General features: G+C 69.0%; 10 protein-coding genes. 4 read left to right on the top strand and 6 right to left on the bottom strand.

The window, feature by feature from the left end; genetic code table 11:
• Positions 1-100 precede the first annotated feature (100 nt).
• The 4 genes from B5F79_RS02000 (at position 101) to B5F79_RS01985 (ending at position 3,588) form a co-directional block, all read left to right on the top strand.
• Positions 101-742: a TetR family transcriptional regulator gene (locus tag B5F79_RS02000; protein ID WP_087217231.1), complete on the top strand. Its 642-nt coding sequence runs from the start codon at positions 101-103 to the stop codon at positions 740-742.
• 443 nt (positions 743-1,185) lie between these two features.
• Complete coding sequence (locus B5F79_RS01995; protein ID WP_087217230.1) at positions 1,186-1,947, top strand: AzlC family ABC transporter permease; 762 nt, start codon at positions 1,186-1,188, stop codon at positions 1,945-1,947.
• Positions 1,944-2,270 carry a branched-chain amino acid transporter permease gene (locus B5F79_RS01990; RefSeq protein ID WP_087217229.1) on the top strand — a complete coding sequence of 109 codons (327 nt, stop codon included), beginning with the start codon at positions 1,944-1,946 and terminating at the stop codon, positions 2,268-2,270. Before B5F79_RS01995 ends, B5F79_RS01990 begins: the two co-directional genes overlap by 4 nt.
• Before the next feature lie 112 nt (positions 2,271-2,382).
• Positions 2,383-3,588: a putative ABC transporter permease gene (locus B5F79_RS01985; protein WP_087217228.1), complete on the top strand. Its 1,206-nt coding sequence runs from the start codon at positions 2,383-2,385 to the stop codon at positions 3,586-3,588.
• Between the two features lie 202 nt (positions 3,589-3,790).
• On the opposite strand, the gene B5F79_RS01980 is transcribed toward B5F79_RS01985, so the two are convergent.
• The 6 genes from B5F79_RS01980 to tyrS all read right to left on the bottom strand — a co-directional run bounded on the left by B5F79_RS01980 (position 3,791) and on the right by tyrS (position 14,465).
• On the bottom strand, positions 3,791-4,438 hold the full coding sequence (locus tag B5F79_RS01980) for a TetR/AcrR family transcriptional regulator (protein ID WP_087217227.1): 648 nt from the start codon (positions 4,436-4,438) through the stop codon (positions 3,791-3,793).
• Complete coding sequence (locus tag B5F79_RS01975) at positions 4,435-8,946, bottom strand: acyl-CoA dehydratase activase (protein ID WP_206390962.1); 4,512 nt, start codon at positions 8,944-8,946, stop codon at positions 4,435-4,437. Before B5F79_RS01975 ends, B5F79_RS01980 begins: the two co-directional genes overlap by 4 nt.
• A 408-nt stretch (positions 8,947-9,354) precedes the next feature.
• The gene (gene lgt, locus B5F79_RS01970) at positions 9,355-10,182 is read right to left on the bottom strand and encodes a prolipoprotein diacylglyceryl transferase (protein ID WP_087217225.1); all 828 of its coding nucleotides are present in this window, start codon (positions 10,180-10,182) and stop codon (positions 9,355-9,357) included.
• A gap of 30 nt (positions 10,183-10,212) precedes the next feature.
• Entirely contained in the window at positions 10,213-10,449 is a 237-nt protein-coding gene (locus B5F79_RS01965) for a NifU family protein (RefSeq protein WP_072372575.1), read from the bottom strand.
• A 56-nt stretch (positions 10,450-10,505) separates the two neighbouring features.
• Complete coding sequence (locus tag B5F79_RS01960; RefSeq protein WP_087217224.1) at positions 10,506-13,031, bottom strand: U32 family peptidase; 2,526 nt, start codon at positions 13,029-13,031, stop codon at positions 10,506-10,508.
• A gap of 216 nt (positions 13,032-13,247) precedes the next feature.
• Positions 13,248-14,465, bottom strand: coding sequence for a tyrosine--tRNA ligase (tyrS, locus tag B5F79_RS01955; RefSeq protein WP_087217356.1), 1,218 nt, complete (start codon positions 14,463-14,465; stop codon positions 13,248-13,250).
• Between the last annotated feature and the right edge of the window lie 191 nt (positions 14,466-14,656).

Below are 14,656 nucleotides of genomic sequence, written 5' to 3'. Positions count from 1 at the left end.
ACGTGGCGTTGCGTATCTTGTCAATGGTTAAGCGACGTCTTTTTTCTTATTTTCTCGATAAGCTGCGGTATACTTTCCTCGTAAACAGTTTGGAGGAGTCATGGCAGAGTTCATCCGGGCGCGCAGCCCCGAGCAGAAGGGTCAGCGCCTCGAGGAGATAAAGGGTGCCGTACGCAGGCAGTTTGCCGAGCGCCCCTATCACGAGATCACGCTCACCACCATCGCCGACGAGCTCGGCTGGTCGCGCGCCAACCTCTACAAGTACGTCAGCACCAAGGAGGAGGTCTTCCTGCTCCTGACGGCGGACGAGATGGGCGCATACTTCAACGCGCTGCTCACCGCCCTGCCCGAGGGCTGCGGCCTCTCTCCGGAAACCGTGGCCGAGGTCTGGGCCGGCATCGCCAACGCGCACCAGGAGTACTTCCGCCTGGGTGACCTGCTCACCACCATCGTGGAGACCAACGTCACCGTCGAGCGCCTCATGGCCTTCAAGCGCGCATACTACGACCACGTCGCCCGTATGCGCGAACACCTGCCCCTCATCCTCGACATCGAGCCCGAGCGTGTGGAGCCGCTGCTCGTGGCGATCTACTATCACGCGACCGGCCTGGTCAGCGGCTGCTGGAGCAACCCGCTCATCGCCGAGGCGCTCGAGCGGCTCGAGATCGCGCGCCCCGAGACGGACTTCCGCGCCGAGATGCGCGACTTCATAGGGATGTGCCTCGACCACTACGCGCGGTAGTCCCGTCCAACTCACGCCTTTGGCATCACCACCAAGACCGCGAGGCGTCAGAAGGTGGCGGTCTCTGCAAAATCGAGCTTCGGGCAGTGATTGACAGCGGCCTCCATGCAAAACTGCCCTTCGGGTAGTGCTATTTTCTCCTTCGAACGACTTTCCAAAATGGAAATGACAGCGTTATCCCAGCTTGTAATATCATCAGTTTAATCGATTTTTCGATAACGGAGAAAAAACCACCGGCCCGAAGCGGGATTTTGCATCGACACCCAACTGCAAGGCACCTTCAAACCCAGTTTTGCAGACAGATCCACCGCCAACAGCTCGCACTCGGAGCGATTCTGACGTCGCGGTGCACGTAACAGCTTCGGACCACTTTCCTCCCTCGCCTCCCTCACGAAAAACCGAGGGCGTATCCTTGTCTGGCTCGTCGGAGATACGGAGTCACCATGTCAGCAACCCATGACAACGCGTCGCGCGGCACCGCCGTCGCCGCCCTCAGGGCCGCCTTCCCCCACACCATTCCCATCTTCGCGGGATTCTGGTTCCTGGGCATGGCCTATGGCATCTACATGCACGCCGCGGGCTTTGGCTTTGCCTACCCCATGCTGATGTCGCTCCTCATCTTTGGCGGCTCGCTCGAGTTCGTGGCGGTGAGCCTCCTGCTCGCCCCGTTCAACCCGCTGGCGGCGCTGCTCGTCTCGCTCATGGTTCAGGCGCGCCACCTCTTCTACGGCATCGCCATGCTGGAGCGCTACCGTGACATGGGCTGGAAGAAGCCCTACCTCATCTTTGGCCTCTGCGACGAGACCTTCTCCATCAACTACTCCGCCGAGGTCCCGGCGGGCGTCGACCGCGGCTGGTTCATGTTCTTCGTCACGCTGCTGAACCAGCTCTACTGGGTGTCGGGCGCCACCATCGGAGGCGTTCTGGGAGAGGTGGTGCCCTTTGACACCGAGGGCCTCTCCTTTGTGATGACGGCGCTCTTCGTGGTCATCTTCCTCGATCAGTGGCAGAAGGACCCGGAGCACCGCTGGAGCGCCGTCGTGGGCGGGGCTTGCGCGGCGGGGTGCCTCGCCGTGTTTGGGGCGGACAGCTTCATGGTGCCCACCATGGTCTGCATGGTCCTCGCCCTCCTGGTCGTCCGCGAGGCGCGGGCGAGAGGAGCAGCCATGCCGCCGGCCGCACCTCGGGAGGAAGACGCATCATGACGCTCGTCCAGCAGGTCGTCACCATAGGTGCGTGCGTCCTGGGCACCCAGCTCACGCGTTGGCTCCCCTTCCTCGTCTTCTCCGGCCGCCGCGGGACGCCTCGCGTCATCACCTACCTCGGGCAGGTGCTGCCGCTCGCGCTCTTTGCCATGCTCGTGGTCTACTGCCTCAAGGACGTGAGCTGGCTCTCGGGCTCCCACGGCGTGCCCGAGCTCATCGGCATCGCCGTCACCGCCGGACTCCACCTCTGGCGCCGGCAGATGCTGCTCTCCATCGCAGGCGGCACCATCTGCTACATGGCGCTCGTGCAGCTCGTGTTCTGAGCGCCGCGCGCCTCGTCCGGCGCGCACCCGCCTCGGTTCTTCTCGCCGTCCGTTAGTGCTAGCCAGATTGGGGTACGATGCCCTCATTGGCCCCTCCCCCAAGGAGAAGAACATGAACGAAGCCACCGCCCCCGCCGAGTCGCGAAAGATCGGGCCGCTGCTCAAGCTCTACGGCATCTACTGCCTGGTCACCGCTGCGGCGGTGCTGGTGCTCATAGCCCTCATAGCCGTCCCCCTCGCGCAGTACGGCGTCGACCTCTTCCGCGAGCGCCACGACGTCACGCTCACGATGACGCTTGTCATCGTGCAGATGGTGACGATGTTCGTGGGCGCAGTGGGATACGTCGCCTTTGGCGTCCTCATGCTGCGCAACCGCCGGCGTCACGTGGCGCAGATCGCCTACGCGCTCCTGGGCGTGGGCATCGTCAACCTCGTGCTCGAGATCATGCTCAACGGATTTGGCGACAACCTCATCTACGACGGCGTGCGCCTCGTGGTGCTGCTCGTCATCTCCGCGACCATCGACCCCACGCTCGTCACCGAGCGCCAGCTCCAGCGCAAGCTCCGCGACATGGAGACCGAGGAGGCCGCCGAGGCCGGCACGCTCGGCCGCGCCAAGGGCGACCGCGGCTTCATAGAGCTGGACTTCTTCAACCTGTTCTGGGTCTTCGTGGTCTGCTGCGTCCTCGGCCTCGTGATCGAGACCGTCTACCACATGGTCGTGGTTGACCCGGGCGTCTACCAGGACCGCGCCGGCATGCTCTACGGGCCCTTCTCTCCCATCTACGGATTTGGCGCCGTGCTCATGACGGTGGCGCTCAACCGCTTCTATCGCGCGAACCCCGTCATCATCTTCCTCGTCTCCGCGGTGATCGGAGGCCTCTTCGAGGCGGCGGTCTCCTGGTTCATGCAGGTCGGCTTTGGCGCCGTGGCATGGGACTACTCGGGCTCCACCATCCTTGGGCTCTTCCCGGACCCCATCGCCCTGCTCTTCGACGGGCGCACGTCCACCCTCTTCATGTGCATGTGGGGCGCGCTGGGCTTCGTCTGGATCAAGGTCTGCCTGCCGTGGCTGCTCAAGCTCATCAACCTCATCCCGTGGCAGGCGCGCTACTCCGTGACCGCGCTCTGCGCCGCGCTCATGCTCGTGAACGGCGTCATGACGCTTCAGTCCCTTGAGTGCTGGTACCAGCGCGAGAGCGGCCTTCCGCCGTCGTCCCCCGTGGAGGAGTTCTACGCCGAGCACTACGACGACGCCTACATGGCGCACCGCTTCCAGTCCATGACCATCACGCCCGAGGACTCCGCCCGCTCGTAGGACCGGGACCGGGTGCCGGAGCCGAGGTGCGGGAATCCGACGATCCTGGAGCCAAAAACGTCGTTCTCCCGCACCTGAGCGATTGAGGTGCGGGAGAACGACGCTCTGAGCCGGAAAACTGTCGCGACGCCGCACGCCAACGGCTGAGGTGCGGGAGAACGACGCCACTGCCGAGAAGAACGAGCTGCAGCGGCCGCCCCGCTCACGCCACGGCGGCGCGGCGGACCCGCTCGAGACGGGCGGCCACGCTGCGCGGGCTCTCGCCCAGGACCTCCGCCACGCGCCCCACCATCCAGAGGTGACGCTCGTGCACGAAGGCCATCGAGGCGCGTCGCTTGGAGTCGGAGGAGCGGCCCGCACGCGACAGCATGCCCACCGTGCCGCCCACGGCGTACTCGAGCTGGGCGACCACCTCGTCGGGCAGGAGCTCTCCCTCGGGGCAGAGCGCCTTGGTCCACAGGGCGAGCTGCGCGTCGAGCGCGACGTCAAAGACGGCCCCCATTCCGCCCCTGTCGAGCAGGAGGCACACGCGCGAGAGGCTGCGCGAGACGGTCTCGCTCTCCGCCGGGGGCTCGACCTGCGCGGCGAGCGCCATGAAGGAGTTGCCCCTGCGGTCGGAGTTCAGCATCTCCTGGGAGAGCGCCCATGCGATGAGGTGGTCGAGGTCGGAGAAGTGGTAGTAGAAGGATCCCCTGCTCACGCCCGCCTCCTGGATGACGTCGCCCACGGAGACCTCGGTGAGCCGGCGCGTCTCGAGGCAGCCCCAGAGGGCATCCGCCAGGCGCGCCTTCATGCGCTCCGCCGCGCGCGCGGACGTTCCGCGGGGCTCGGGGCCAGACGTGGCCGTCATCGGGCGTCACCTCCCGCGGCGGGCGCCGCGCCGCCGCGCGTGGTTCCCACGGCGACGATGTCCCTGCCCCAGCGCGCGGGCTCGGGGCGCGGCGCGGCTGCCGGGTCCTCGGGCTCCACGTCCGCCCGAGCGTCCATGACGAGCATCTGGAGGCGGTTCTCTATGTTGGCCTGGCTCACGTCCGGGTCGTAGTCCAGCGGCAGCACCTGGGCGTCGGGGTAGAGCTCTTTCACGCGCTTGATGATGCCGCGCCCCACCACGTGGTTGGGAAGGCACCCAAAGGGCTGCAGGATGACGAAGTTGCGCACGCCGCGGGCCGCCTGCTCGAGGATCTCCGCCGGGATGAGGATGCCCTCGCCGGCGTCGAAGGTGCGGTGCACGATCGAGTCGCTCAGGTCGGCGAGCTCCGCCATGCTCGCGGGGCGCTCGTAGAGGGGGAATTCTCGCGCCACGCGGTCCGTGAGCGCAAGGGACGCCGAGAAGAGCTGGTCAACGAGGGCGTTCCATGCGCGCTCCTGCGCCGGGATGCCCGCGTGGTAGTCGCTCGCCTGGGCGTGCTTGTAGGAGTAGCTCTTGCGGATGACGTCGGTCATGCGGGCCTCGACGATCTCGAGGCCGTTTGCCTCCAGGTAGCGCTCTATCTCGTGGTTGGCGCCGGGGTGGAAGTTGAGCAGGTACTCGCCCACGATGAGCACGCGCGGGCGCGGGTTGGAGCGGTCGTGCGGCACGGCGGAGAGGAGCTCGAGCCCCCGGCGAAACGCGCCCGCCGCCGCCCGGGCGCCGTGCGCGGAGATGGCGTCCACGAGCAGGTCCATGGCGCGGTCGAAGGCCTCGTCCGCCGAGCCGGGCCGCAGCTCGTAGGGGCGGATCTTGCGCAGCAGCGCCTCGTAGACGTCCACCATGGGAAGGCCGCACGCAAAGTCGATGGACGCCCCCACGCCCAGGCGGAAGCCCGGGTGCAGGTCGTGCGAGTCCGCACCGTCGTTGGTGATGATGGGCACCTGCGAGAAGCCCGCGTCGTCAAGGGCCTTGCGCAGGAGGGCGCCGTAGTGCGTGAGGCGGCAGTCGCCCACGTACTTGGCCATCATGACGGCCGTGCGGTCGGGGTCGTGCCGACCGCTCCCCAGCTCGGCGAGGATCTCGCCGATGACGATCTGCGCCGGGAAGCAGATGTCGTTGTGCACGTAGCGCTTGCCCAGGCGGATGGCCTCCTCGCGCCCCACCTCCAGCGGCACCGCCCGCACGCCCTGGCGGCACACCGCCGCGGCCATGAGACGCGAGAACGCGTGGCTGGTGTTGGGGACGATCACCTCGTAGTGGGTCTCGTCCCCGCGGTCGAACTTGACGGGGTACGGGTCGGCGAGCGGACGCGGCTCCGGCGCGACGCCCGACGCGCGCTCGGTGGCGCGGCGCTCGCGCACCGTCTCCACGAAGGAGCGCACGCGGATGCCGAGGGGCCCCGTGGCGTCGGACTCGTCGAGCTTGAGGACGAGCGGGGCCTTCTCCCCCGTCTCGTGCATGAGGCGCACGATCTCGTCCGAGAGGTAGGCGTCGTGCCCGCAGCCAAAGCTCACGAGCTGCACGTACTCCAGGCGCGGGTCGCGCGCGGCGATGACGGCCGAGCCGAGCATGCGCTCGTGGAAGTTGTTGACCACGTCTATGCGGCTGCGCGTGAGGTCGACCTCGCGGACGCCGGGCACGCTGTCCGCCGTGAGCACGGGCACGCCCGCACGCACGAACATGTCGGGCAGGTCGTGGTTCACGAGCGAGTCCGTCTGATAGGGGCGCGCCGCCAGGACCACCGCGCAGCCGCCGTCGCTGCCCACCTGCTCGAGCACCTCGCGCCCGCGGCGCTCCAGCTCCTCGCGGAAGGAGCGCTGGGCGGCCGCTGCCTGGCGGATGGCCGAGCGCGCCTGGACGCGCGTGAGGCCCGCCCACGCGCGGAGCCACTCCATGAGCTGGGACTCGCGGTCCGCCTCCGTGTACCAGTGGAAGAGCGGCGCGTCAAAGGGGATGCCCCAGCGCCTCTCGGGATTGTCCGAGTTGGCCACCACCAGCGGGTAGCCCTTGACCACGGCGCACATGGACTGGCTCGTGGGCGAGGCGTTGTCGGAGGGGACGGTGGTGATCGAGGGCATGAGGATGCGGTCCACACCGGCGTCGCGCAGGTCGCGCAGGTGCCCGTGGACGAGCTTGGCCGGGAAGCACACCGTGTCCGACGTCACCGCCGGGAGGCCGCGCTCGTACATCGCGCGCGAGCTCCTGCGCGAGAGCCTCACGCGGTAGCCGACGGCGCGCACGAGCGTGGTCCAGAAGGGCGCCCACTCCCAGAGGCCCAGCACGCGCGGCAGGCCGATCACCGGGGCGGCATCGCCGAGGTCGCGCACGGGCGTGACGGGGTACTCGCGAAAGAGCGCCCGCTCGCGCTCCGCAAAGAGGTTGGGCACGCGGGAGGTGCGCTCGCGGACCTTGCGCTCCCGGGCGCGGACCTCGGCGTCGCGCGGGTCCCCCACGACCTCGCCGCGCGGGCAGCGGTTGCCCGTCACCCAGGAGGCCCCGCTCGAGAACGTGATGCGCGTGCGGCTGCAGTGGTTCTGGCAGAAGGGACACGCGAGTCCCGCCTCGGTCTCATACGAGAAGCCCTCGAGCGCGGGAAAGCCCACGAACGAGCTCTCCGCCAGGTGACCCGTCGCACGCAGGGCCTCCTCCGCCCGCTCGCGCACGAGCTGGGCCACGCCGATGGCGCCCATGAGCCCCGCGTGCGGGGAGCGCGTGACGGGGCGGCCCACGCGCTGCTCGAAGGCGCGCAGCACGGCGTCGTTCAGGAACGTCCCGCCCTGCACCACGATCTTCTCGCCCAGGGCGTCCATGCTGGGCACGCGCACGACCTTGGTGAACACGTTCTCTATGATGGAGCGGCAGAGGCCGGCCATGATGTCGTCCGGGGACTTGCCGTTGCGCTGCTCGGTCACGATGGAGCTCGTCATGAAGACGGTGCAGCGGCTGCCCAGCTCGGCCGGTGCGTCCGAGCGAAAGGCCGCCTCGGCGATCCCGGTCACGGGGATGCCCAGGTTGCGCGCGAAGGTCTCCAGGAACGAGCCGCAGCCGCTCGAGCAGGCCTCGTTCACCACCACGTTGGTGATGATGCCGTGGTCGAGCCAGATCGCCTTCATGTCCTGACCGCCTATGTCCAGCACGAAGCTCGCGTCCGGCACCAGGTCGCGGACCGCACGGGCGTGCGCGACGGTCTCCACCACGTGGTAGTCGGCACCAAACGCCCGGGCAAACATGAGCTCTCCGTAGCCGGTGGTGCCCATGCCCAGGACCTGGAGCTCATGCCCCCGCGCGCGATGGCGCCGGTCGAGCTCGCGCAGCGCCGCCGCGGCAACGTCGAGCGGCGCCCCCTCGTTGGAGGCGTAGAAGGAGTCCACGAGGGTGCCGTCCTCGTCTACCAGAGCGAACTTGGTGGTGGTGCTGCCCGAGTCTATGCCCAGGTAGACCTTGAGGACGCCGTCCTCGGGCTCGCGGGGCGCGGGGTCTGCCGGCGCCGCGTGGCGCCGCTCGAAGGCCGCGCGCTCCTCCGGTGACGAGAAGAACGGCGGGGCCGCGTCCGCGTGCGTCACGGGCGGGCGGGCGTCCAGCTCCTCGAGGACGGCCACCGCCGAGGCGACGTCGAGCTCGGTCGCCCGGTCCGAGAAGAGCTGGTCGACGGCGAGCGCCGTGCCCAGCGCCATGATGGTCTCGGCGTGCTCGGGGACGATGGCCTCCCCCGGCGCGAGCCCCAGACGCTCGGAGAACACGCGCACGAGCGTGGGGTCAAAGGTGAGCGGCCCGCCCTCGAAGACCACGGGCGCCACCACGTCGAGCCCCTGCGCCAGGCCACCGATGGTCTGCTTGGCTATGGCGTGCAGCGCGGAGAGCGCGAGGTCCTCCTTGGGCACGCCCTGGTTCACGAGCGGCTGGATGTCCGTCTTGGCGTAGACGCCGCAGCGGCCCGATATGTCGTAGACGGTGGTGCCCGCGGCGGCGAGGGCGTCGTAGTCCTCGGGCGCCACCTTGAGAAGCGAGGCGATCTCGTCCAGGAAGGCGCCCGTGCCGCCCGCGCAGGAGCCGTTCATGCGCATGTTGGAGACCGTGAGCTCCCCCGTGCGCGGGTCGGGCTCGAAGAAGACGATCTTGGCGTCCTGGCCGCCCAGCTCGATGGCCGTGCGCGCGTGCGGGTAGAGGGTGCGCACGGCGATGGAGTTGGCAACGACCTCCTGCACGTATGGCAGGCCGAGGGCATCTGCCAGCGTGGAGGCGCCAGATCCCGTGAGCGCGACGTCGAGGCACGCGGCCGGGAAGGCGCGGCCCAGCTCGTCGAGGGTCCGAGCGGCCGTAGCAGCCTGACGGGCGCCGTGGCGCACGTAGCGCGAGAAGACCGTGCGCCCCTCGCGGTCGAGCGCCACGACCTTGACCGTCGTGGACCCGACGTCGATGCCGACCCTGAGTTCTTCTCGCTCGCCCACGCGCACTCCCGTCCCGCAGTCTTTCCTGTAGGTGACTGTACCAACGCGAGGCGCTTTTTAGACACGCTGTCTAAAAAACCACAGGGCTTGGGACGACGGCACGGGACGGATGCGCGCGGGAGCAATCGAGACCTCGAAGCGCGGCGGCACAGCGGGTGTCAGCGCGCTCTCGGCGGATGCGCGCAGGTGCCCCCGCACTCGATGACCTGAGGCAGGAGTGCGGGCAAAATCGGCTCTCATAGATGTCAGGTGCGGGCCAGCTCTTGGCGTATGCGCGCAGATGCGGGCAAGGGGTGCGCTGCGGCGCGCACCCCTCCGTCGGAGCGAGAAGTGCGGGCAGACACCCGAGGAATAGCGAGAGGTGCGAGACCGCGGCCAGCCAAACGCGGACCGCAGGGCACACAGCGGCTAGCCGCGCTCGACGTAGCCCACCTGCGGGCGCGCAAGGCGGTGCGCCACCACCAGGACGACCACGCCCAGAAGGACGAGCGGAAGGCTCAGGAGCTGGCCCATCGTGATGGGGCCAAGGAGGTAGCCGAGCTGCTCGTCGGGCACGCGGACGAACTCAACGAGGAAGCGGAACACGCCGTAGAGCGTGAGGAACCAACCCATGAAGGTGCCCTGCGGACGCGCCGGCACGCGTCGGGAGAGCGCGTAGAGCACCGCGAAGATCACGAGCCCCTCGAGGATGGCCTCGTAGAGCTGGGAAGGGTGGCGGTAGACGTTGCCGCCCGTCTCGAACATGACGCCCCAGGGAAGGTCGGTCTCCTTGCCCCAGAGCTCGCCGTTCACGAAGTTGGCGCAGCGGCCGAAGAAGAGCCCGAGCGGCGCGCCTATCACGCCAAGGTCGCAGACTGATGCGACGGAGATGCCGTAGTGGCGGCACACCAGGCTTCCGCCGATGACGGCTCCCACGAGGCCGCCGTGGAAGCTCATGCCGCCCTCCCAGGTGGCGAAGATCTCCAGCGGGCTCGAGAGGCTCAGCCCCGCGCCCCAGATGTAGAAGACCACGTAGAAGAGGCGCGCGCCGATGATGATGCCAAAGACCACGCCTATCACGATGGAGAAGACGTCGTCGACGGTGAGCCCGAGCTTCCAGCGGCGCGCCGTCCGGTACATCACGATGCCGGCGCAGATGAATCCGAGCAGGTAGGCGATGCCGTACCAGCGCACCGTGAGCGGACCCAGCGTGAAGGCCACCGGGTCGAGCATGTGATAGAGGTCGTCGAGAAACACGTTCTTCTCCGCCCGTTCTTCTTGCCCGCGCTAGAAGGCGGCGGGCTGGACGCGCGTCACGCCGGGGACGTGCTCCATGAGGATGCGCTCGATGCCCTCGGACATGTCCAGGCTCGAGAGCGGGCAGCCGGCGCAGGCGCCCTGCATCTCCAGGGTGACCACGCCGTCGTCGGTGCAGTCGATGAGGGCGACGTCGCCGCCGTCGGCCTGGAGGCTCTGGCGGATGACGTCGAGGGTGGCGTCGAGAAGGGCGCGATCAACGGCCATGTGAGTTCCTTTCCGCGGGCCCCGCGGCTGCGGGGCGCTTTGTACCGTGAATCATGTTACCCAATGCCCGAGAAAAGATGCCCGGAAGTGGCGCCGTTCATGCGCGGGGCCGGGCGGCGCCCGGCGCGGGCGGCCTCGACCGCGCGCACCGTGCGCTCCACGGCCGAGCGCGTCTCCGTCGCGCCCATGAGCTGCGCGTCCACCATGAGGCGGGACACGCCGGCGGCGAGGAGCTCGGCCGCCTGGGGCGTGGCGTCGAGCGGGCGGGCGGACCAGATGCGCGAGCGGCCGTTGACGTCCGTGCGCACGGGCAGCTCGCGGCCGTCGATGTCGCGCAGAGAGAGCCGGCGGCGGCGCAGCCCGCAGCGGCGGCAGTCGTGGACGCAGCGCCCGAGCGCCTGCAGCACGCAGTGCTCGCTCGTCATCACGCGCTCGCGGCCGATGACGGAGAGGCCCACGGGCACGCTGGCCTCGCGGGCGAGCGCGCAGACCTCGTCCAGCGTGAGCTCCGGGGAGAGCCAGACGCCCTGAGCGCCCGCCGCCTCCAGCGCGCGCAGGGCGGAGACGTTGTGCACGGGCACGCAGGAGCGCACCTCCGCGGCAGCCCCGCGCTCCGCGGCGAGGGCGAGCTCGGAGACGTTGCCCACGGCCACGGGCTCGCCCTCGCGAACCCACGGGTCCAGGCGGGCGTGGTCGGCCTCGCGGCAGACCTCGTCGAGCCAGGGCACGACGCCCTCTGGCCAGGCTCCCTCGGAGAGCTCGTCCGCCGGGGCGTAGACGCGCGTCGCCCCCGCGGCGAGCGCCGCCTCGGCGCACTCCGGCGTCACCACCAGCGCGCATACCTCGGGACTTGACAGGGGGACAGTCCCTTTGTCAAGTTCGCCGCTTGACAAAGGGACTGTCCCCCTGTCAAGTCGTCGGGAGAAGTACGGCGCGAGAAGGGCCTCCTCCAGCAGGCGGCACGCCTCGGCGCGGACCCTGTGCACCGCCGAGAAGCCCATGCCGCAGCCGGGGTCAAGCTCCACGTCCCATTCCACGGGCGCAAACGGACTCTGGCCCATGCGCCCCACGTGCTCCATGAGGTCCTCCGCCGTGACCGCCTTCGTGCGCGCGGCCTCCACGACGAAGCCCTCCGCGCGCGCCGAGGCCGAGCCGTCGGCGCACGAGAGCTCCACAGAGAACGGCTTGCCCAGCTGCGCGACCACGCGCACGCGCACCGGGCGGCGGCGCACGACGTCCTTGTCCGCAACGCGCGCCGCCTCGTCGAGCGCCCGCTGTGAGCGGATGACGCGCACGAGCGAGCCCGCGGGCATCGGGCGCGCCGCGCGGCAGGTCACGGTCTCCCCCGCCGCCGCGTCCGCAGGTGCGTTCACGGTCAGGAACTGCGTGGGGTCGTCCGAGGGGCGCACCTCGAGCAGGTCGCCCGCGCCCACGGGCGCGCTCAGGAGCACGTCGACGTCCGCGCGCGTGTGGCGGCGCATGCGCTCGCGGCCGCCGTTGCCGCCACCGCGGCGCACCACGCTGTCCTCGAGCGCGCGCGAGCCGGTGACCTCGCCCACGATCTCCCCGCGGTTGTTGGACCGCTCGTAGCTCATCATGTCGTTGTCGGAGCGACCCCAGAGGTAGCTCTCCGTGAAGTCGCGGTTGAAGGCGCGCTTGAGCCTGCGCCGGCGCGCGGCGACGGCACCTTCGTCGTCCGAGCCGCTCGCCAGCGCGTCGAGCGCCTCGCGATAGGCGCCCACCACCGAGAGCACGTAGTCGGGCGCCTTCATGCGGCCCTCCACCTTGAGCGAGCCCACGCCGGCGTCGCGCATCTCGGCGAGGCGGTCCACGGTGCAGTAGTCCTTGGGGCAGAGCAGGCGCGTGCCGCCCACGCCGCGGTTCTTCTCGGGAAGGCCCTGCGTTGCCACGCCCGGGATCTCCATGACGCGACCGTCCTCGTCCACGAGGTCGTAGGGAAGACGGCACGGCTGGGCGCAGAGCCCGCGGTTGGCGGAGCGCCCGCCGGCGAGCGAGCTCATGAGGCACACGCCGGAGTAGCAGAAGCAGAGCGCCCCGTGGCCGAAGCACTCCAGCTCGACGCCCTCCCGCGAGATGCGGGAGATCTCCTCGAGCGAGAGCTCGCGGGAGAGGGTCACGCGGTCGACGCCCCACACGTCGCGGCACCACGCCACGCCGCGCGCGTCATGCACGTTTGCCTGGGTGGAGACGTGCGTCTCGACCTCGGGCCACCTGCGACGGATCTCCGCCATGAGGCCCCAGTCCTGGATGATGAAGGCGTCGGCACCGAGCTCCCACGCCCGGCGCACCAGCTCCAGCACGCGTGGCATCTCCTCGGTGGCTATGGCCACGTTGACGGTCACGTAGACGCGCGTGCCCGCCAGATGCGCCCTGCGGCACGCGGCGGAGAAGGACTCGTCGTCGAAGTTGTGGGCGCCGCGGCGGGCGTTGAAGTCGTTGCCCAGGCCGCAGTAGATGGCGTCGGCCCCCGCGGCGAGCGCCGCGTTGAAGGGCTCCGGGCCGCCCGCCGGCGCCAGCAGCTCCGGCACGCCGTGGACCTCAAGAAACGTGGTTCCGTGCATATGGGCTTCCTTCCAAACGTGCCGCGACCGGATGGTTCTTCTCGCCAGTTCGTCGTTTTGCCGCACCTCAGCGATTGGCGTGCAAGAGATGGACGGTCTATCGGACGAGAACGTCGTTTCCCCGCACCTCAAACAGAGAAGTGCGGGGAAACGACACTCTGACGGTCAGTTTCGTCGTTTTGCCGCACCTCATCGACGGGCGTGCGGCGCGAGGCGTTACACCAGGCGAGCCCAGCGCTTCTTGCCGGACTGGACCATGGTGCCGGCGGAGAAGAGCGCGGCGTCCACGTTGTAGCACTTGGGCGCCACGGCCTCGCCGTTGATCTTGACGCCACCGCCGTCCACGAGGCGGCGCGCCTCGCCGGCGGACTTGGCGATGCCCACCTCGACGAGCAGCTTGCCCAGGTAGACCTTGCCCTCGTCGTTGACCTCGGCCACGCTCACGGGGAACTCCGGCATGTCCGCAGGCGCCTCGGCGCGCTTGAACTGCGCGTCAAAGGCCGCGCTCGCAGCGGCGCCGGCGCCCTCGCCGTGGTAGAGGTCCACGATGTTGGCGGCGAGCTCGCGCTTGAGCGCGTACGGGTCCGCGGAGCCGTCCGCGAAGGCCGCGTCGATCGCGTCGAGCTTGTCCATGCCCGCGGTGGAGCAGAGGCGCCAGTAGAGCGGCACCAGCTCGTCGGTGATGGACATGACCTTGCCGTACATGTCCGCCGGCTCGTCGGTGAGGCCCACGTAGTTGCCGTAGCTCTTGGACATCTTCTTGTGGCCGTCGGTACCCACCAGGAGCGGCATCGTGAGGGCCACCTGCGGCTCCATCCCCATGGCGCGCATGAGGTCGCGGCCGGCGAGGAGGTTGAAGATCTGGTCGTTGCCGCCCATCTCGAGGTCGGCCTTGATCACCACGGAGTCGTAGGCCTGCAGCACCGGGTAGATGAACTCGTGCAGGGCGATGGACTTGCCCTCGGTGTAGCGGTTGTGGAAGTCCTCGCGCTCGAGGATGCGAGCCACGTTGAACTGGCTCATGAGCTTGAGCATCTCCGCCAGGTTGAGGCCCTTCAGCCAGTCGCCGTTGTGGACGATCTGGGTCTTCTCGGGATCGAGGACCTTCATGGCCTGCTCGACGTAGGTCTTGGCGTTGGCCTCGACCTGCTCCTCGGTGAGGGGCGGGCGGGTGGAGTCGCGACCGGACGGGTCGCCGATGAGGGCGGTGCCGTTGCCGATGATGAGGGTCACGTTGTGGCCGAGGTCCTGGAACTGGCGCATCTTGCGCAGCGGCACGGCGTGGCCGAGGTGCAGGTCAGGGCTGGTGGGGTCCACGCCCAGCTTGATGTTGAGGGGCACGCCCTTCTCGAGCTTCTTCTTGAGCTCGTCCAGCGGCACGATCTGCATGGTGCCGGACGTGATGACCTTGAGCTGTTCGTCAACGGGAAGCAACGATCTCTCCTCCATAGGTTCTTCGCTTAGCCAAGCCGCCCGCCGGACGGCCATACGGGGTACTAGGATAGCGCAGCCGCAGCACGGAGGGGCAGGGCGGTGGCGATTCCCCACATCCGCCGCACGTAGCTCCGGGTAGGCGGCGCAGGCGAGAAGAACGTGTTACGGTGGGGCCTCCCCCACCAATGGGG

Origin of the sequence: Olsenella sp. An285 (genome assembly GCF_002159625.1) — a bacterium.
Classification (GTDB): domain Bacteria; phylum Actinomycetota; class Coriobacteriia; order Coriobacteriales; family Atopobiaceae; genus Thermophilibacter; species Thermophilibacter avicola.
The sequence above is the reverse complement of the archived record's forward strand: the minus strand, read 5'-3'. Positions and strand labels throughout refer to the sequence as shown.

Coding starts and splice junctions, on each gene's coding strand:
- B5F79_RS01985 (WP_087217228.1), top strand. CDS start 2,383: ATGAACGAAGCCACCGCCCCCGCCGAGTCGCGAAAGATCGGGCCGCTG.
- B5F79_RS01995 (WP_087217230.1), top strand. CDS start 1,186: ATGTCAGCAACCCATGACAACGCGTCGCGCGGCACCGCCGTCGCCGCC.
- B5F79_RS01980 (WP_087217227.1), bottom strand. CDS start 4,438: ATGACGGCCACGTCTGGCCCCGAGCCCCGCGGAACGTCCGCGCGCGCG.
- B5F79_RS01960 (WP_087217224.1), bottom strand. CDS start 13,031: ATGCACGGAACCACGTTTCTTGAGGTCCACGGCGTGCCGGAGCTGCTG.
- B5F79_RS02000 (WP_087217231.1), top strand. CDS start 101: ATGGCAGAGTTCATCCGGGCGCGCAGCCCCGAGCAGAAGGGTCAGCGC.
- B5F79_RS01965 (WP_072372575.1), bottom strand. CDS start 10,449: ATGGCCGTTGATCGCGCCCTTCTCGACGCCACCCTCGACGTCATCCGC.
- B5F79_RS01990 (WP_087217229.1), top strand. CDS start 1,944: ATGACGCTCGTCCAGCAGGTCGTCACCATAGGTGCGTGCGTCCTGGGC.